Source organism: Rehaibacterium terrae, from assembly GCF_014202935.1.
In the GTDB taxonomy this organism is placed as follows: Bacteria; Pseudomonadota; Gammaproteobacteria; order Xanthomonadales; family Xanthomonadaceae; genus Rehaibacterium; species Rehaibacterium terrae.
In genome coordinates this window covers 187,434-205,019 of record NZ_JACHHX010000002.1, presented here as the reverse complement: position 1 = coordinate 205,019, position 17,586 = coordinate 187,434, and the positions used below count along the sequence as shown (strand labels likewise).

Below are 17,586 nucleotides of genomic sequence, written 5' to 3'. Positions count from 1 at the left end.
ATCGGAAACCGGCGGTCATCGCGGCGCAGGCGCCCCGGCTCGCATGCACCGCAAAGCCCCGTCCGTCGCCACCGCATCGACCGCGCTTCCGGTCCCCGACCCCGGCTCAGAGCACGCCGGGCTGTGCCTGGCCGTCGCGGACGAAGGGATACTTCACCACCCGCACCGGCACCTGCCTGCCGCGGATGTCCACCGACACCGCGCCGAGCTCGCCGCTGGGCACGCGCGCCAGCGCCACCGCCTTGCCCAGCGTCGGCGAGAAGGTGCCGGACAGGATCTCGCCCGCGCCGGCCGCGCAGTGCACCGCCTGGCCGTGGCGCAGCACGCCCTTCTCGTCCATCACCAGGCCGATGGTCTGGCGCGGCACGCCCTGGGCCTTGAGCCGCTCCAGCGCGGCGCGGCCGATGAAGTCGCGGCCCTCGTCGAAGCTCACCGTCCAGGCCAGCCCGGCCTCCAGCGGCGTCACCGACTCGTCCATGTCCTGGCCGTACAGCGCCATGCCCGCCTCCAGCCGCAAGGTGTCGCGCGCCCCCAGGCCGGCCGGCTTCACGCCGGCGGCGAGCAGGCGGTTCCAGAAATCGACCGCCTGCGTCTCGGGTACCATGACCTCGAAGCCGTCCTCGCCGGTGTAGCCGGTGCGCGCCACGAACAGGCCATCGACCTCGGCGGCGGCGAACTTGCCGAGCCTGCCGGCGACTTCGGCGCCCTCCGGCGACAGCAGCGACATCACCCTGGCGCGGGCGTTCGGCCCCTGCACGGCGATGATCGCCAGGTCGCGGCGCTCGCTCACCGACACATCGAAAGCCCTGGCCTGCTCGCCGATCCAGGCCAGATCCTTGTCGCGGGTGGCGGCGTTGACCACGATGCGGAAGAACGCCTCGTCGCGGTAATAGACGATCAGGTCGTCGATCACCCCGCCGGTGGCGTTGAGCATGCAGCTGTAGAGCGCCTTGCCCGGGACTTTCAGCTTGTCCACCGAGTTGGCCAGCAGCCGGCGCAGCAACGGCCGCACCCGCTCACCGCGCAGGTCCACCACCGTCATGTGCGAGACATCGAACATGCCGGCGTCGCGGCGCACCTGGTGGTGCTCCTCGATCTGCGAGCCGTAATTGAGCGGCATGTCCCAGCCGCCGAAATCCACCATCTTGGCGCCGAGCGCGCGATGGGCATCGTTGAGGATGGTCTTGCTGGTCATGGCGGGGCGGCCCTGCGGAAAACCGCGATTATCGCAGAAGCCGGGAATCGGGAATGGGAAACCGGAAACCGGAAACCGGAAGCGCCGGCGCTCGCGTCCTGCCGCCATCCCGGGCGCAGCGAGGGATTACGGACAGGATGAGAGTGGGTCTGCTCCGCTTCCCGACTCCCGAATCCCGGCGCCTCACCGCTGCTGCCGCACCAGCCACCACACCGGCAGCAGACCGACCAGCGACAGCAGCAGCGCCGGCCACGCCGCTTCCATCCACAACCCCTCGGCGGCGTAGGCATAGATGCGGATCGCCAGCGTGTCCCAGCCGAAGGGCCGCAGCATCAGCGTCGCCGGCAGCTCCTTCATCACCTCCACCAGCACCAGCAGGGCGCCGGCCACCAGCCCCGGCCGCAGCAGCGGCAGCACGATGCCGGTGAAGCGCCGCCACGCGGGCACCGCCAGCGAACGCGCCGTTTCCAGCAGCGACGGCCGCAGCGTGGCGAAGGCCGACTCCACCGCGCCATGCCCCACCCGCAGGAAGCGCGCCGACAGCGCGAACAGCACCGCCAGCAGGCTCGACGACAGCGCCCACTGCACGCCGGCCAGCCCGGCCAGCCAGCCCTCGGCGCGCACCAGCCACACCATCGCGCCCACCGCCAGCACCGTGCCGGGCACCGCATAGCCGAGATTGACGACGAAGCTCGCCGCCGCCACCCCGCGATCGCCCGGCGCACGCCGCGCCAGCAGCGCGAACAGCAGCGCCACCGCCAGCACCAGCGCCGTCGCCAGCGCGCCCAGCGCGAGCGTGTTGAGCGCCGCCTGCCCCACCACCGGCAAACCGCCGCGCACCGACCACGCCCAGGTCGCCAGCCGCCACAGCGGCACCACGAAGCCCAGCAGCACCACCCCCGTCGCCAGCGCCGACACCGTCCAGCCGCGCCAACCGCGCAGGGGACGGCGCGGCTGCGGGCGCAGGCTGCGCTCGGCGAAACGCGCGCGCCCGCGCGCCAGGCGTTCGAGCAGCAGCACCAGCGCCACCAGCGCCAGCAGGCCGAAGGCCAGTTGCGCCGCAGTCGGCAGCGAGTACAACCCGAACCACGTGCGATAGATCGTGGTCGTCAGCGTGTCCACACCGAGGATGCTGACCGCACCGAAATCCGCCAGCGCCTCCAGCACCGCCAGCGTCAGCCCGGCCACCCAGGCCGGCCGCGTCAGCGGCAGCACGCCGCGGAAGAACGCCGCCAACGGCCCGTGTCCGAGGCTGCGCGCCGCGTCCATCGCCACGCTGCCCTGGCGCACGAAGGCCGCGCGCGCCAGCAGGTAAACATAGGGATACAGCACCAGCGCCAGCATCAGCGCCGCGCCGACCACGCCGCGCCCGTTCGGCAACGAAGCCGTCGCCCCGAACCACGACCGCCACGCGCTCTGCACCGGCCCGGCGTAATCGAGCAGGCCGACATAGACGAAGGCGACCACGTAGCCCGGTATCGCCAGCGGCAGCACCAGCGCCCAGTCCAGCACGCGCCGCCCCGGATAGTCGTAGCGTGCGCTCGCCCAGGCGAAGCCCAGGCCCGGCACCAGCACGAAGGCCGCCAGCAGCGCCGCCAGCGTCAGCGTGTTCGCCAGCGCCTGCGGCAACAGGTGGCGCGACAGGTGCGCCCACAGCGCCGCGTCGATCTCGGCGAAACCGGCGGCGAGAAACGCCGCCGGCATCAGCAGCGGCAGCGCCAGCAGCCAGGCCGCGTAACGCGGCCAGCGCGGGGGCGCGGCGGCGGGTGTCATCGCGCGCTCGCGCTCAGCGCCAGCCGGCGCGGTCCATCAACTGCACCGCCTCGGCCTGGCGGCGCCCGGCGACTGCCACGTTCACCGGATCGGCGCGGAACCCGCCCCAGGCCGCCACCAGCGGATCGACCGCGACGCCCGGCTTGGCCGGGAACTCGAAGTTGGTCTTGGCGAAGGCCTCCTGCACCGCGTCCGAGGCCAGCCACTCCAGGAACGCCTGCGCCGCGGCGGCGTTCCTCGAGTGCGCCGTCACGCCCGCGCCGGAGATGTTCACGTGCACGCCGGCCTCGCCCTCGCCCTGGTTGGGCCAGAACACCGCCACCGGCACATCCGGCGTGTCCTTCTGCACGCGGCCGAAGTAATAGGTGTTGACGATGCCCACATCGCACTGCCCCGCCGCCACCGCCTGGATCAGCAGCGTGTCGTCGGCGAACGGCGGCGCCGCCAGGTTGGCCACCCAGCCGCGCAGGATCTCCTCGGTGCGTTCCGCCCCCAGGCGCTCGATCAGCGTCGCCGTCAGCGACTGGTTGTAGACCTTCTTCGACGAACGCAGGCACAGCCGGCCGCGCCACTTCGGGTCGGCCAGGTCCTCGTAGGTGGACAGCTCCTCCGGCCGCACCCGCTCGGTGGAGTACACCAGCGTGCGCGCGCGCAGCGACAGCGCGAACCAGCGGCCGTCGGGATCGCGCAGATGGGCCGGGATGGCCGCCTCCAGCGCCGGCGAATCGATCACCGCCAGCACCCCGCGCTCGGCCGCCTGCCACAGATTGCCCGCGTCCACCGCCATGAACAGGTCCGCGCGCGTGTTCGCGCCTTCCGCCGCCAGCCGCTCGATCAGCGCCGGCGCCGCATCGGTGAGCCAGCTCACCTTGATGCCCGTCTCCGCCGTGTAGCGCTCGAAGATCGGCTGGATCAGCGGCTCGCGCCGCTCCGAATACACCACCAGCTCCACCGGCCGGGCGGCCGGCGCGGACGCCGACTCCTCCGGCGCCCGCGAACAGGCCGCAAGCGCCAGCAGCGTGACAGACAGGATCAACGGGCGACGAATCATGGCGAAGCTCCGCAGGGGGAAGGCTTCGAATGATAATCATTCTCAGATCAAAAGGGGAATGCCCGCCTCCCCTGCACGGCGGATCGTGCGCAGAGCGCACGCTACAGGGCTCCGCGCTTCAAGCCCTCCCCTTCAAGGGGAGGGTTGGGTGGGGATGGTGTCGACGCGGCCAAACGCCTCCCGCACCCCGCATCGAATGCGGCACGGCATGCACACCATCCCCACCCCGGCCCTCCCCTTGAAGGGGAGGGAGTAAAGCGTGCACACCGCACGCATCGCGCATGCAACACCAACCGACACGCAGCGCGCGCTGCGCGCACGGCTCTCCCTGTGGGAGCCACCACGGCGGCGATCCCCGCGCACCGCGCCCGTGCCGCGCCGACCATCGCGGCAATCGCGACAACGGCCGCCCTCACAACACCGCCACCGGGACACGCCGCACGCCACGCAATGCAGCAGCAGTCTCAGAGGTCTTCCGGCCGCAGACCGGTGTGCCTCGCGATGCGGACGAGCATGCGCGGTCCGATCTCGTCTGCGTCATGAAACGCGAAGACGAAATCCGGAAAGCCATCCCTGGACAACGTCCGATGAGAACCGGACTGACGTTTCAATCTCCACCCCAGACGATGCAGCGCGGCGAGGACTCGCCGGGCCTTGCACGCCGGCCACTCGCTCATGCAGCGGCAGGGAGCGAGATGCTGATGGCGAGCGGGCGGACCTCGCCGCTCTCAAGCTGCTCCGCAAGCGCGCGAAGCGCCAGCGCCTCGGCGCGTGCCATGGCCTCGTCGGCGGTAGCGCCGTATGCCATCGCCCCCGGCAGCTCGGGGACTTCGGCCAGCCAGCGCCCATCCGCCTCACGCTCGCACTCGATATTGAACTTCATGGCGAATCTCCCGTGATCGGCGCGATTCTAGCGCGGCTCCGCGGCGTCGAGGGCTCCACCCCAAAGCCGACAGCCCCTCCCCGTGGGAGCCGCCACGGCGGCGATCCCGCGCACCGCGCGCACCCCGCACATGCCGCGCCGACCATCGCGGCCATGGCCGCACCCCACAGCGCCCCGGCCACCGCATGCCGCAGGTAGCGTGCGCTGTGCGCATGAACACCCCCAGGCAACACCATGTACACACCATCCGGCGCGCCTGCCGGACTGCGCTTCGCCGCATCCCGGCTCCGCACTTCGGCCACGCGGCGGATCGTGCGCGCAGCACGCCACGGGGTTTCGCGCAGGCAACACAGGCCGGGCGAATGCGACGCCCGCTCAATCCGCCGCGATCAACGCATCCAACCCATCGCAGGCCAGCACGGCCTCGACATCCGCCGCCACGTCCGCCTCCGCCTGCAATGCCGCCAGGCAACGCCGCCTCTCCGCGGGCTGCTCGCGCAAGCGCGCCGCGACGCGCTCGAAGGCGCGGTCGATGCTGTGCCCGTACGCTGCGCGCGCTTTGTCCGCCGCCGCCACGGGGATCGCCCCCCAGCGACGCACCATCACGCACAGGTCGATCAAGTCACGATGCAGCGTGGCCGCATCCAGACCGCAGTCGGCATTGGCCAGCAGCTTCTCGGCGTGCAGGTCCGCCCGCGACAGCAAGGGCACGCCGGCCAGCCGCTCCGGCGCAGCCGAGAGCGCGATGCGCGCCTCGCGCACGATCTCGAACTTGACCGGCGCCACCGCATCGCCCAGCACCGCACGTATCCCGTACTGGTCCGTGCGCGGCTCGCGCAGCACCGGCAGCTCGCCGCGTGCCAGCCCGGCCAGCCCGGCATCGAACACGCGCCCGTGCCGCGCCGATAGCCCACGCCGACCATCGCCGTCATGGCGCGCCCCCGACATGCGAACAGCGAACGCAAGGGAACCCCCCACCCCCATGTCCAACAGTGACCCTTTGCGTCACTATGTGCCCCGCACCCCGGCCGCCCCCTCACGTCCACCCCGGAAAAACAGCCCCCAACATCCCGGAAGTGCGATGAAGTTCGCGCTGTCAACCGCTGGCCCAAATGGCACGCTTGATGCATCCTCTGCCATGCACGTGCGAAGGTCGCACGGCTGCACCAATGGATTGGCAAGGCCCGCGACGGGCACGTGAGCAAACATTCCACCTAGGGGAAACGTCATGAACATGAAGAAGATCCAGCAAGGCTTCACCCTCATCGAACTGATGATCGTCATCGCGATCCTCGGCATCCTGCTGGCGATCGCCATTCCGGCGTATCAGGACTACACCGTCCGCGCGAAGGTTTCCGAGGGCCTGAACATGGCCACCGCCGCCAAGCTCGGCGTCAGCGAGACCCGCCAGACGCGCGGCACATGGCCGAGCAACAATGCTACCGCCGGCATCGCCAACACCATCCAGTCCACCTATGTGAACAGCATCGCGGTGGGCGCCAATGGCGTGATCACCGTGACCTATCGCAACATCACGGAGCTGCCCACTGACGCCACCGTCACCTTGACTCCGACGTTTGCCAGCGAATCCGTGCGCTGGACCTGCGCCCCCGGTACGGTGCCCTCGCGCTATCTGCCGGCCACCTGCCGCTGACTGCTTGCAGTCTGACGACAGCCCCGTCATCGTGACGGGGCTGTTTTTTTGCGCGGAGAAGCTTCGGCAGGGCGCCATGACGAAGAAGAGCATCGGCAGTTGGGTCTTTCTCGGGTTCGCCCTTGTCACCGCGCTGCTCTATCTGCCGGGCCTCGATGGCCCATTCCTGCTGGATGACGCCCAGAATCTTGACCCTGTGCAAGAGTATGTGGACGGGCACAGGACGGCAGAGTCCGTCGTCTTCGGGAACAGATCCGGCCCCTTGGGGCGCCCCGTTTCGATGGCGAGCTTTGTGGCGAACGCCAAGCTCGGCCTGTTCGACGCCTATCACCTCAAGCTGGTCAATCTGCTGATCCATCTGGCATGCGGCTTGATCGCATGGCGGCTGATGAAGCGGCTCATGGAAGTCGATGGCAGCTTCCGGAACCCCACACTGGCAGCGGCTGTCTTGGCTGCGGCATGGCTGATCGCACCCGCACACGTGAGCACGGTGCTCTATGTGGTGCAGCGCATGGCGCAGCTCAGCACCCTCTTCATGCTCTTGGCCATCTGGGCCTTCGTGGTTGGCCGACAAAGGGAGGCTCTTTCGCCAGGAAGCGGCTGGCTGTGGCTGCTCGTCCTCTCGCCGGTGCTTACCGGCCTCGCAGCCTTCAGCAAAGAGAACGGCATTCTCGTCCCCCTCATTGCTGGCGTAATCGAGATCGCTTATTTCCGACGCTCACGGGAACGCCGCCTCACGCCGGCATGCCGACTCTACTTCGGCCTGTTCCTGCTAACTCCTGCACTTCTTGCGGCCGCAGCCCTCGTTCTGCGACCAGACTACTTCCTGGCAGGCTATGAGCAACGGGCATTCACACTGCTCGAAAGGGTGCTGAGCCAACCGAGAATCCTCTGGGACTACGCCGGAAACCTCATCGTGCCCCATGGGCCAAGCATGGGGATATTCCACGACAACTACCCGTTGTCTACAGGCCTGCTTTCTCCGGCCACCACGATCCTGGCCATCACTGGATGGGCTCTCGTGATCGCCATTGCGATCGCCCTGCGCAAACGCGCCCCCTCGATGCTTGCCGGCATCGGGATCTTTTTCGCAGGGCACGCACTCGAGTCCAGCTTCCTTCCGCTCGAACCCTACTTCGAGCATCGAAACTACTTCCCTTCTTTTGGCCTTCTACTGGCGCTGGCTGCGCTCATCAACACATTGATCACCCAAGGCAGCCCGGACGAGCAAAACAGAAAACGATTGCTGACATTTGTCGCCAGCGTGTGCGCTGTCGTTTTCTCCTTCGCCACGTACTCGCGAAACATCGTGTGGTCGGACTTCGCCCACATCATGACGCAAGAGCTTCGGCACAACCCGACATCCCCCCGAATGCAGACCATCCTCGCAGCCGAGTACATGGATGCCGGCCGCCTCGACGAGGCGCTGCACCACCTCAGGATCGCCGAGACCTACGCATCGGATCGCGACAAGATGGGCATTTCCATCGCGAAGGCACTGGCTCATTGCGCAGCAAACACCCCCATCGATGACGGCCTCATCGACGAGCTGCTTGCCCGCAAAGATGCGCCGATCTCGATTCTTGCACTGAATGTCTGGGAACGTCTTTCCCAACGAGTGGAAGCCGGGCAATGCGCGGCAGTCGATGCTGGCGATCTCATCGCCATCGGAAGATCTTGGCTCCAGAGCACATCCACACCCGAAACCGAGCATGGCAACTGGCGAGTCAGATACAACCTCGCAAGAATGCTTGCGTCACAGGGGAGCCTGGATGAAGCAGCCATGCTCGCCCACCAGGCATGGGAATCGAGCCGCCACAATATCGGCGTCGGCGTCTTTCTCTTCCAGGTCAGCGCATCTCTCGGGAACATGGAGACATGTGAAGAAGTGCTCGACATTCTCAAGAAATCAAAAGGAAAAGGCGATCTCAGGCTCGACAAGGCCATTGAGACCTTTCAATCCGCGATCGACGACTGGAAGAGTGGCCGTCGCATTGGCGCACGCCTCATCGTGCCCCTGACCACGAGCGGCAGCACGTGACCTCAACCCACCTGGAGCGCAATGCGCACCGATAGGGACCAGCCATGGACGAGCAGCCGTTTCTGACATTCGGCAGCCCCCTCATCGGCGAGGAAGAGATCGCCGAGGTCGAAGCCTGCCTGCGCTCGAGCTGGCTCGGCACCGGGCCGCGCGTGGCGCGGTTCGAGGCGGACTTTGCCGCCTACCTGGGCACCGACGCGGCGCATGTGGCGGCGGTCAACTCCTGCACGGCGGCGCTGCACGTGAGCATGGTGGCGGCAGGGCTGGAGCCGGGCGCGGAGGTGATCACCACGCCGCTCACCTTCTGCGCCACCGTCAACGCCATCATCCATGCCGGGCTCACGCCGGTGCTGGCCGATGTGGACCCGGTGACGCAATGCATCTCGCCCGATGCCATCGAAGCCGCCATCACGCCGCGCACGCAGGCGATCCTGCCGGTGCATTTCGCCGGGCGGCCCTGCGAGATGGACCGCATCATGGCCATCGCCGACAAGTACAAGCTGCTGGTGATCGAGGACTGCGCCCACGCCATCGAAACCGAGTACCACGGCCGCAAGGCCGGCACCTTCGGCGACTTCGGGGCTTTCAGCTTCTACGCGACCAAGAACGTGGTCACCGGCGAGGGCGGCATGATCCTGGGCCGCAGCGAGGCGCACATCGCCCGCGCCAAGGTGCTGGCCCTGCACGGCATGAGCAAGGACGCCTGGCACCGCTTCGGCGACAAGGGCTACAAGCACTACCAGGTGGTGGAGTGCGGCTTCAAATACAACATGATGGACTTGCAGGCAGCCATCGGCATCCACCAGCTCGCCCGCGTGGAGAAGAACTGGCTGCGCCGCCGCGAGGTCTGGAACCACTACCAGCAGGCCCTCGCCGACTTGCCCATCGGCCTTCCGGCCGAACCCGCCCCCGGCACCCGCCACGCCTACCACCTGTACACGGTGATGATCGACCGCGACCGCTGCGGCATCGGGCGCGACCAATTCCTCGACCGCATGAACGCCCAGCGCATCGGCACCGGCGTGCACTACCTGTCGGTGCCCGAGCACCCCTACTACCAGCAGCGTTTCGGCTGGCGGCCGGAACAATGGCCGAACGCGATGAAGATCGGGCGGGAGACGGTGAGCTTGCCGTTGTCGGCGAAGTTGTCCGAATCAGATGTCGCTCGCGTGCTCTCAGCAGTTGGAAATCTGCTTTAGCCCTTCGATGCGTCGCCGAGAATGCGCTCAGATGCTCTTTATCCGACGGGCTGGCACACCGACGTATAGCGAGTTGGCCTGAAGATCACCTCGCACCAATGCCGCTGCGCCGACGACTGTTCCGTTGCCTACGATCGCGCCGGACAGAATTGTGGCGCCAGTCCCGATCCAGCAAAAATCTCCTATGGTGACTCCATGTGCTTCACATGGGTACTGAGCCACTATCGGAGATCCGTGACTGGACCCGGGATCGGAATGGCTGATGATCGTCACGCGTGGAGACAAGGTTGTGCCCCTGCCGATGCGAACTGGACCCTTCAGGTCGAACAGGCAGTCGGCCCCGACATGGACATCATCCGCAAGATGAAGGTTCTTGAAGCCGTTCTCCAAGTTGATGAAACGGCACTCGTACACGCGGACGTTCTTCCCGACCTTTGCTCCCAAAAGTCTCAAAAGATTCGAGCGCAATCTCGGTGCGACACACAGGCGCAATAGCATTTCCAACAAGACAAAAACACCGTGCTTGATGGTTCCCGCCATCTGATCAACCCCTGCGCCCGCCATAGAGCATCAAGGCGCCTAACGGCATGCTCAGCAGGTCGATGCAGACCAGCGCCAGTCGCGTGATCACCACAAGAGCAGCCACAACAACCGCATCCACAGCGAACCATGACGAGGATGCCAGTAGTGCCACCTCTCGAATACCGATCCCAGCAGGCACCATGCTCAGCACACCAAGAATTTGCGATGCCGACTGAGCGGCGACAAACTGCAGGGCAGGCTCAAGCCTGACACCAAAGCCTAACATTAGCAGCATCGTCCAACCGAAGGCATACAGCGACAAGTAGGCAAGAATGAGCGGGACCACGCGGACAAGGCGTATGGCTGAATTCGGCGCGCGCCGCCGTTCAGTCTGATAGCCCGCCCTCCCAACGACACGCACGATCAAATCCTCGGCGCGCTTCATGAAACGCGCTGACATCATCGCCACCATCGCCCCTGCCGTGAGCAACACGGCTGCGACCGCAGTAACGCACCCCAAACGGATGAGTGCAATGCATGCCAGACCGCTCCCCGCCATTCCCACCAATGAGATCAAAGACACCTCTAGGTTTGCGACTATCATTGCTCGCGTTTGAAGTGCTTGACCCAAGGCAGCCTTCTGCATGACCAACCCCCACACCCGGCCTGGAACGTATTTCCCTACTTGAGCAAGAAGAAAGGCTCCGGCGACGGCCATTTTTGGAATGGGCTGGTCAGCCTCCCTGCTCGCCAGCTCGGAGAAAACCCAGGCAATCGACATGTTGGCCAACATCAACAAAATCAGGCAGCCAAGGATTGCCAGAAGATCTGCGTTACGAAGAGCAACAGCGATATCAGTGCGGTATACCCAAGCCAGATAGGCCGAAAAGCCGATACCGGCCACCACCAAGGCGGCCAGTATTGCTTTGCGCACCAGCACGGCATGCATTGACATGCCTTCATTCTCGTCCGCGTGGATTGGATGTAGATGACTGGATGCGCGTAGCGAGCGTATCCAGAGAAAAACGAACTGCCGCTTCGAAGATGCCGGGGGAGAGACTCCTCCGATCAGCCGTCAGCGACCTGCGCAGGCACTCGGCGAACGCGTCGCGAGACACCTCGGTGGCCACTTCGCCACACCGATAATGCGTCACCAGCGAGTCTAGGTCGCCGACAGGTGTTGCGACGACCGGGCACCCCAGCTTCATCGCATCCGAAAACACCACCGGGATGCTCTCGATGCGCGACGGGATCAGCAGGTAGTCGGCGCGCAGGATGGCCTCCTCGGCGGCAGCCTTGTCGAGGTAGCCGCGCAGCTCGATGGGGCGGCCCGCGGCCAGCAGGTCGGCGACGCCCTGTTTCACAAGCGGTTCGAGCGGGCCGCCGCCACAGATTTCCACGGTCTCGATGCGTTGCCAGTCCTCGTCGCGCAGCAGCTTGAGCGCGTCGATCAGCAGGTCCACGCCCTTGTTGGGGTGCCAGCGACCGAGAAACAGCAGGCGATACGGCGGTGCCGACTTGAGCGGCGTGGTGCGGGTGCGCTCGATACGGCGGGTGCTGGGCAGGAACTCGACTTCGCGCCCACCGATACGACGGGTGTCGTCGGCCAGCTTGAGGCCGTCTGAGTAGCAGGTGTGCGCATCGCGCAGTACGCGCCGCAGATGGCCACGCACGACGGGGATGCGGCCCAGCGTCCAGATGTCGCTGCCCAGCGTCCACACCGAATACGGCACGCCGGTTTCACGCGAGATGCGCCGGGCCCAATGGCCCGAGGGCAATGCCCACAGCGCGAGGATGTGCGCGGTCGGGCCGGCGCCTGCGGCCTCGCGCGTGGCGGCTTCGCCTGCGGCAAGCACGCGCCGGATCGCCAGCAGGTCCGACGGCATCCACGGCTTGAGCGTGGACAGCGGCTTGTCCGGGGCGGCGAAGCGGAACACCTCGACATTGTCGGCCCAATGCTCGCGCGTGCTGTGCGCGCCGGGCGCGACCACGCGCACGGGCAGGTGCTTGGCGAGTTCTTCGGCGAGGTCGGAAACGAACGAACCGGCCGCTTCGCTGCCGTCCCCGAGGATGGGGAAGGAGGTGGTGACGAGAACGATGGCAGGCTGCACGCTCAACCACGCGACTTGCTGTAGACCAGCGAGGTGATCTGCTCGGACACCAGGCCGATCAGGAAGATGATCACCGCGGCGCTGAACAGCAGCAGGCTCATGTTGGTGAAGCGCGCCATGGTGGCGTAGGTGTAGCCGTAGTAGCCCAGGCCCAGCAGGAAGAAGGCGAAGCCGGTGGGGGCGAACAGCTTGAGCGGCGAGTACAGGGTGGCGATCTTGAAGATGATCAGCAGAAAGCGCAGGCCGTCGCGCAGAGGGCGGATGTGGCTGGCGGTGCCGACGCGGGCGGCGACTTCGACCGGCACGTAGGCCACCGGGTAGGCGCTGCGGAAGAAGGCCATGGTGATGGTGGTGGGGTAGCTGAAGCCGTTGGGCAGCAGGTGCAGGAATTCGCGGAACTTGTCGGCGCGTACGGCGCGGAAGCCGGAGGTGAGGTCGCGGATGGGGTGGCCGGTCATCCAGCTCGCCAGCTTGTTGTAGAAGGCGTTGGCCAGGCCGCGCTGCAGGTTGGCCTGGCCGTGGCGGTCGCGGGCGGCGACGGCCATGTCGTAGCCGGCTTGCAGTCTCTCGAGCAGGCGCGGGATGTCGGCGGGGTTGTGCTGGCCATCGGCATCCATGAAGACGAGCACGTCGCCGCTGGCGGCGCGGGCGCCGCGCTTGATGGCGGCGCCGTTGCCCATCGAATAGGGAGTGCCGAGCACCCGCGCGCCGTGTTCGGTGGCAACGCTGGCGGTGTCGTCGCTGGAGCCGTCGTCGACGACGATGATCTCGGCCTCGGGCAGGGTCTGGCGCAGCGCGGGCAGGATCTGGCGCAGGCCTTGGGCTTCGTTCTTGGCGGGCAGGATGACGGTGATGCGCATCCGGCACTCCCCCGGAAAATGGCAGGGGAAGGGTAGCGGATTGCGGGGCGGGCTGTCGTGCGGGTGGTGGCTTGCCCGGCACGGCCGCCTCGGCCCGGCGCGGGTCGTGCGCGGAGCGCATGCCACGGGGCTGCGCGCTTCAAGCCCTCCCCTTCAAGGGGAGGGTTGGGTGGGGATGGTGTTGGCGCGACAAAACATCTCCCGCACCCGCATCGCATGCGATACGGCATGCACACCATCCCCACCCCGGCCCTCCCCTTGAAGGGGAGGGAGTAGAGCGGGCGCTTGGCGCATGCAACACCGACCGACAGGCCGTGCCGTAGCGCGGATGAAGGCCGCAGGCCGGCATCCGGGGCGCGGCACGCCTCCCGGATTCCGCTTCGCCGCATCCGGGCTACAGGCCCCGGCCGCGGCGCGGGTCGTGCGCGGAGCGCATGCCACGGGGCTGCGCGCTTCAAGCCCTCCCCTTCAAGGGGAGGGTTGGGTGGGGATGGTGTTGGCGCGACAAAACATCTCCCGCACCCGCATCGCATGCGATACGGCATGCACACCATCCCCACCCCGGCCCTCCCCTTGAAGGGGAGGGAGTAGAGCGGGCGCTTGGCGCATGCAACACCGACCGACAGGCCGTGCCGTAGCGCGGATGAAGGCCGCAGGTCGGCATCCGGGGCGCGGCACGTCTCCCGGATTCCGCTTCGCTGCATCCGGGCTACAGGCCCCGGCCGCGGCGCGGGTCGTGCGCATAGCGCACGCTACGGGGTGCGCGCGACTTCTTGTAGCGTGCGCCATGCGCACGATCCGGCCTGTGGGAGCCGCCATGGCGGCAATGGGGGTGGCCGGTTCGTTCGTCCTTCGACGCCACCAGCCCTTCGGGCCGGCTGTGTTCCCGGAATGCGTGCGGGTCGGCTATGCCGAACGGGACGAACGGGTGCTGGGGTGACAGCGAGGCGTGACGCTCATATCGGCTCGTGCGTGTCGCGCAAGGCCGGAAAAATGCGCTGGATGTCGGCGACGAACGCTTCGGCCTGCTCGACGAGTTCGCGCGCATCGCCGGGTTCGATCGCGTCGCCCCGGTAGTCGGCCATCAGGCGCAGGTCCTCCGCCCAGTTGATCGCACGCCCGAGAGCCAGTGGCACCAAGCCCGGCTTGACCAGGTTGAGGCCGAACGCGGCGATGAGGCCGCTGTGGGTCTTGACGGTTTCGGGCGGTATGGCCGCAGGCCCACCGAACAGGGCGGCGCGCGCGGCGTCGAACATGGCGTAGTACGCCCGGTTGCAGGCGCCATCGATGTCTCCCGCCGCCAGCAGCAACCGGGCGGACTCACAGGCGCGGCAGGCCTTGGCGATCAGGACGGCCGGCGTCAGCCCTTCGCTCACAGACGGATACCTTCCTTGGCGATGTTCCGAAGCAGGCGCGGATTCGGGTAGCGCTCCGGGTGAGCCCACTCCGCTTCCCAGACGGGCAGGGGCTGTACCCGGATCCCGGTTTCGAGCAGCACGTCGAAGGCGGCGTCGGCCATGGACCGCTTGGTCGCAAGGAAACGGCCGGGCTCGCCACGCAGAAGCACCGCTACGTCGGCGTCGCTGTCCGGCCGGTGAGTACGGCGGGCGCGGCTGCCGAAAACGATGGCACCTTGCGCCTGGTGCTGTGCGGCGATCCGCTGGAGAAAAAGCCGCACGGCGCGCTCGGTGAGAGGGTCCAGCTCGGTGGGGCGCATTGTCGTCTCTCCATGCTGCGTGCCTCGTCGAGCATGTGCCACTGTCGCACATGGCGGCATGATCACCTCCGGCCATGTCGCGCCTCGCCGGCCGGGCAACTGCCGGCTCGGACACGTCGGCCCGGCCCCGGGCACATCGAAGAGGGTAGCGGATTGCGGGGCAGGCTGTCGTGCGGGTGGTGGCTTGCCCGGCACGGCCGCCTCGGCCCGGCGCGGGTCGTGCGCGGAGCGCATGCCACGGGGCTGCGCGCTTCAAACCCTCCCCTTCAAGGGGAGGGAGTAGAGCGGGCGCTTGGCGCATGCAACACCGACCGACAGGCCGTGCCGTAGCGCGGATGAAGGCCGCAGGCCGGCATCCGGGGCGCGGCACGCCTCCCGGATTCCGCTTCGCTGCATCCGGGCTTCAGGCCCCGGCCGCGGCGCGGGTCGTGCGCGGAGCGCATGCCACGGGGCTGCGCGCTTCAAGCCCTCCCCTTCAAGGGGAGGGAGTAGAGCGGGCGCTTGGCGCATGCAACACCGACCGACAGGCCGTGCCGTAGCGCGGATGAAGGCCGCAGGTCGGCATCCGGGGCGCGGCACGCCTCCCGGATTCCGCTTCGCTGCATCCGGGCTACAGGCTTCGGCAGCGGCCCGGATCGTGCGCGGAGCGCATGCCACGGGGCAGTGCTGGCGGGATTCCGTCGGCGCGTTCCGCGACGTGGGCGACAGAATGCTGTCGCAGCGGCGCAATAGTTTATAAGGTGTGCAGGCCCGCCCCAGCCCGGCCGGGGTGGGCGGCCCGGCTGTGGCCGGTATCGCGTTTTAAGGTAAAGTTCCGGGCGTAAGTCCTTGGGGGGGCGAGATGAACGTGGCGGCAGCGGCCAATCTCGTGGGCATCACCGGCATCGTGCGCCGGCTGGTGCTCGACGGCGTGCTCGCCGAGCCGGATGCCCGCCAGGCCATGACGGCGGCCTCTTCCGAGCGCAAGCCCATCCATGCCTACCTGATCGAGAAGAAGCTGGTCAGCCCGGCCCATGTGGCGGCGGCCAATTCGCTCGAGTTCGGCATGCCGCTGTTCGATGCCTCGGCGCTGGATGTGGCGCAGTCGGCCGTCAAGCTGGTCGACGAGGAGCTGATCCAGAAGAACCAGGCGCTGCCGCTGTTCAAGCGCGGCAACCGGTTGTTCGTGGCCATCGCCGACCCCACCCATACGCGGGCGCTGGACGACATCAAGTTCCAGGCCAATCTCACCGTCGAGCCGATCCTGGTCGACGAGGAGACGCTCAAGCGCGCCATCGATCACTTCCTCGCCTCCAGCACGGCCCTGACCGAGGGCATGGAGGACGCCGAGGGGCTGGAGAACCTGGAGATCGGTGCCGATGACGACGAGCCCGGCGCCTCCGACAGCGGCGTGGATGCCAAGGGCGACGACACGCCGGTGGTGCGCTTCATCAACAAGGTGTTGTTGGACGCGGTCAAGCGCGGCGCCTCGGACATCCACTTCGAGCCCTACGAGAACGACTACCGCGTGCGCCTGCGCCTGGACGGCATCCTCAAGCCGGTGGCCAAGGTGCCGATCAAGCTCAAGGAGCGCATCTCGGCGCGCCTGAAGGTGATGGCACAGCTCGACATCGCCGAGAAACGCGTGCCGCAGGACGGCCGCATCAAGCTGAACATCTCCAAGTCCAGGCAGATGGACTTCCGCGTCAGCACCTGCCCGACGCTGTTCGGCGAGAAGGTGGTGCTGCGACTGCTCGACGGCAGCGCGGCCAGGCTGGGCATCGACAAGCTCGGCTACGAGGACGACCAGAAGCAGCTCTACCTGGACGCGCTGGCCAAGCCCTACGGCATGATCCTGGTGACCGGCCCGACCGGCTCGGGCAAGACGGTGTCGCTGTACACGGGCCTGAACATCCTCAACACCGAGGAGCGCAACATCTCCACGGTCGAGGATCCGGTGGAAATCCGCGTGCCGGGCATCAACCAGGTGCAGATGAACGTCAAGCGCGGCATGACCTTCGCCGCCGCGCTGCGCAGCTTCTTGCGCCAGGACCCGGACGTGATCATGGTCGGCGAGATCCGCGACCTGGAAACCGCCGAGATCGCCATCAAGGCGGCGCAGACCGGCCACCTGGTGCTGAGCACGCTGCACACCAACGACGCGCCGCAGACCATCACCCGCCTGATGAACATGGGCGTGGCGCCGTACAACATCACCTCGTCGGTGACGCTGGTGATCGCCCAGCGCCTGGCGCGGCGGCTGTGCAACAACTGCAAGCGCGAGGTCCATCTGCCGGAACACGCGCTGCTGGCGGAAGGCTTCAGCAAGGAAGAGATCGCCGCAGGGCTGCGCATCTACGAGGCCGTCGGCTGCCAGGACTGCAACGAAGGCTACAAGGGCCGCACCGGCATCTACGAGGTCATGCCGATGACCGAGGAGATCCAGCGCATCGTGCTGGAGGGCGGCAACGCCATCCAGATCGCCGAGGCGGCCAAGCGCTCGGGCGTGCGCAACCTGCGCACCTCGGCGCTGTGGAAGGTCAAGCAGGGCGTGACCAGCCTGGCCGAAATCAACCGCGTGACCAAGGACTGAGGACCAAG

16 protein-coding genes are annotated in these 17,586 nt (G+C 67.4%); 4 read left to right on the top strand and 12 right to left on the bottom strand.

Features of this window, described 5'->3' with window-relative positions:
• Positions 1 to 106 precede the first annotated feature (106 nt).
• The 6 genes from gcvT to HNQ58_RS02240 all read right to left on the bottom strand — a co-directional run bounded on the left by gcvT (position 107) and on the right by HNQ58_RS02240 (position 5,886).
• Complete coding sequence (gene gcvT / locus HNQ58_RS02265; RefSeq protein ID WP_183947152.1) at positions 107 to 1,195, bottom strand: glycine cleavage system aminomethyltransferase GcvT; 1,089 nt, start codon at positions 1,193 to 1,195, stop codon at positions 107 to 109.
• 183 nt (positions 1,196 to 1,378) lie between these two features.
• Positions 1,379 to 2,968 (bottom strand): ABC transporter permease, encoded by a 1,590-nt coding sequence (locus HNQ58_RS02260; protein WP_183947151.1) that lies wholly within the window; start codon positions 2,966 to 2,968, stop codon positions 1,379 to 1,381.
• A 13-nt stretch (positions 2,969 to 2,981) separates the two neighbouring features.
• A complete protein-coding gene (locus HNQ58_RS02255; RefSeq protein WP_183947150.1) occupies positions 2,982 to 4,019 on the bottom strand; it encodes an extracellular solute-binding protein in 1,038 nt (345 codons plus the stop codon).
• A 464-nt stretch (positions 4,020 to 4,483) separates the two neighbouring features.
• Entirely contained in the window at positions 4,484 to 4,696 is a 213-nt protein-coding gene (locus HNQ58_RS13515) for a type II toxin-antitoxin system HicA family toxin (RefSeq protein WP_183947149.1), read from the bottom strand.
• Positions 4,693 to 4,902: a type II toxin-antitoxin system HicB family antitoxin gene (locus HNQ58_RS02245; RefSeq protein ID WP_183947148.1), complete on the bottom strand. Its 210-nt coding sequence runs from the start codon at positions 4,900 to 4,902 to the stop codon at positions 4,693 to 4,695. The genes HNQ58_RS13515 and HNQ58_RS02245 overlap by 4 nt, the downstream gene beginning before the upstream one ends.
• A gap of 375 nt (positions 4,903 to 5,277) precedes the next feature.
• Positions 5,278 to 5,886 (bottom strand): nucleotidyl transferase AbiEii/AbiGii toxin family protein, encoded by a 609-nt coding sequence (locus HNQ58_RS02240; protein WP_246416867.1) that lies wholly within the window; start codon positions 5,884 to 5,886, stop codon positions 5,278 to 5,280.
• A 244-nt stretch (positions 5,887 to 6,130) separates the two neighbouring features.
• Here HNQ58_RS02240 and HNQ58_RS02235 point away from each other — a divergent pair, with 244 nt between their 5' ends.
• The 3 genes from HNQ58_RS02235 to HNQ58_RS02225 are packed head-to-tail and all read left to right on the top strand — an operon-like array spanning position 6,131 to position 9,796.
• On the top strand, positions 6,131 to 6,556 hold the full coding sequence (locus tag HNQ58_RS02235) for a pilin (RefSeq protein WP_281379538.1): 426 nt from the start codon (positions 6,131 to 6,133) through the stop codon (positions 6,554 to 6,556).
• Positions 6,557 to 6,560: 4 nt separating this feature from the next.
• Positions 6,561 to 8,597, top strand: a complete 2,037-nt coding sequence (locus tag HNQ58_RS02230) for a hypothetical protein (RefSeq protein ID WP_183947146.1) — start codon at positions 6,561 to 6,563, stop codon at positions 8,595 to 8,597.
• Between the two features lie 44 nt (positions 8,598 to 8,641).
• Positions 8,642 to 9,796 (top strand): DegT/DnrJ/EryC1/StrS family aminotransferase, encoded by a 1,155-nt coding sequence (locus tag HNQ58_RS02225; protein ID WP_183947145.1) that lies wholly within the window; start codon positions 8,642 to 8,644, stop codon positions 9,794 to 9,796.
• Positions 9,797 to 9,823: 27 nt separating this feature from the next.
• Here HNQ58_RS02225 and HNQ58_RS02220 read toward each other — a convergent pair whose 3' ends face one another.
• The 6 genes from HNQ58_RS02220 to HNQ58_RS02195 all read right to left on the bottom strand — a co-directional run bounded on the left by HNQ58_RS02220 (position 9,824) and on the right by HNQ58_RS02195 (position 15,006).
• On the bottom strand, positions 9,824 to 10,336 hold the full coding sequence (locus HNQ58_RS02220) for an acyltransferase (RefSeq protein ID WP_183947144.1): 513 nt from the start codon (positions 10,334 to 10,336) through the stop codon (positions 9,824 to 9,826).
• A gap of 4 nt (positions 10,337 to 10,340) precedes the next feature.
• Positions 10,341 to 11,273 carry a lysylphosphatidylglycerol synthase domain-containing protein gene (locus HNQ58_RS02215; protein ID WP_183947143.1) on the bottom strand — a complete coding sequence of 311 codons (933 nt, stop codon included), beginning with the start codon at positions 11,271 to 11,273 and terminating at the stop codon, positions 10,341 to 10,343.
• A gap of 4 nt (positions 11,274 to 11,277) precedes the next feature.
• Positions 11,278 to 12,429, bottom strand: coding sequence for a glycosyltransferase (locus HNQ58_RS02210; protein ID WP_343057147.1), 1,152 nt, complete (start codon positions 12,427 to 12,429; stop codon positions 11,278 to 11,280).
• A 2-nt stretch (positions 12,430 to 12,431) separates the two neighbouring features.
• Positions 12,432 to 13,289 (bottom strand): glycosyltransferase family 2 protein, encoded by an 858-nt coding sequence (locus HNQ58_RS02205; protein WP_183947141.1) that lies wholly within the window; start codon positions 13,287 to 13,289, stop codon positions 12,432 to 12,434.
• Positions 13,290 to 14,245: 956 nt separating this feature from the next.
• Positions 14,246 to 14,665 (bottom strand): HEPN domain-containing protein, encoded by a 420-nt coding sequence (locus HNQ58_RS02200; protein WP_221301113.1) that lies wholly within the window; start codon positions 14,663 to 14,665, stop codon positions 14,246 to 14,248.
• Positions 14,662 to 15,006 (bottom strand): nucleotidyltransferase domain-containing protein, encoded by a 345-nt coding sequence (locus HNQ58_RS02195; RefSeq protein ID WP_183947140.1) that lies wholly within the window; start codon positions 15,004 to 15,006, stop codon positions 14,662 to 14,664. Before HNQ58_RS02195 ends, HNQ58_RS02200 begins: the two co-directional genes overlap by 4 nt.
• An 841-nt stretch (positions 15,007 to 15,847) precedes the next feature.
• On the opposite strand from HNQ58_RS02195, the gene pilB reads away from it, so the two are divergent.
• The gene (pilB, locus tag HNQ58_RS02190) at positions 15,848 to 17,578 is read left to right on the top strand and encodes a type IV-A pilus assembly ATPase PilB (RefSeq protein ID WP_183947139.1); all 1,731 of its coding nucleotides are present in this window, start codon (positions 15,848 to 15,850) and stop codon (positions 17,576 to 17,578) included.
• Positions 17,579 to 17,586 lie beyond the last annotated feature (8 nt).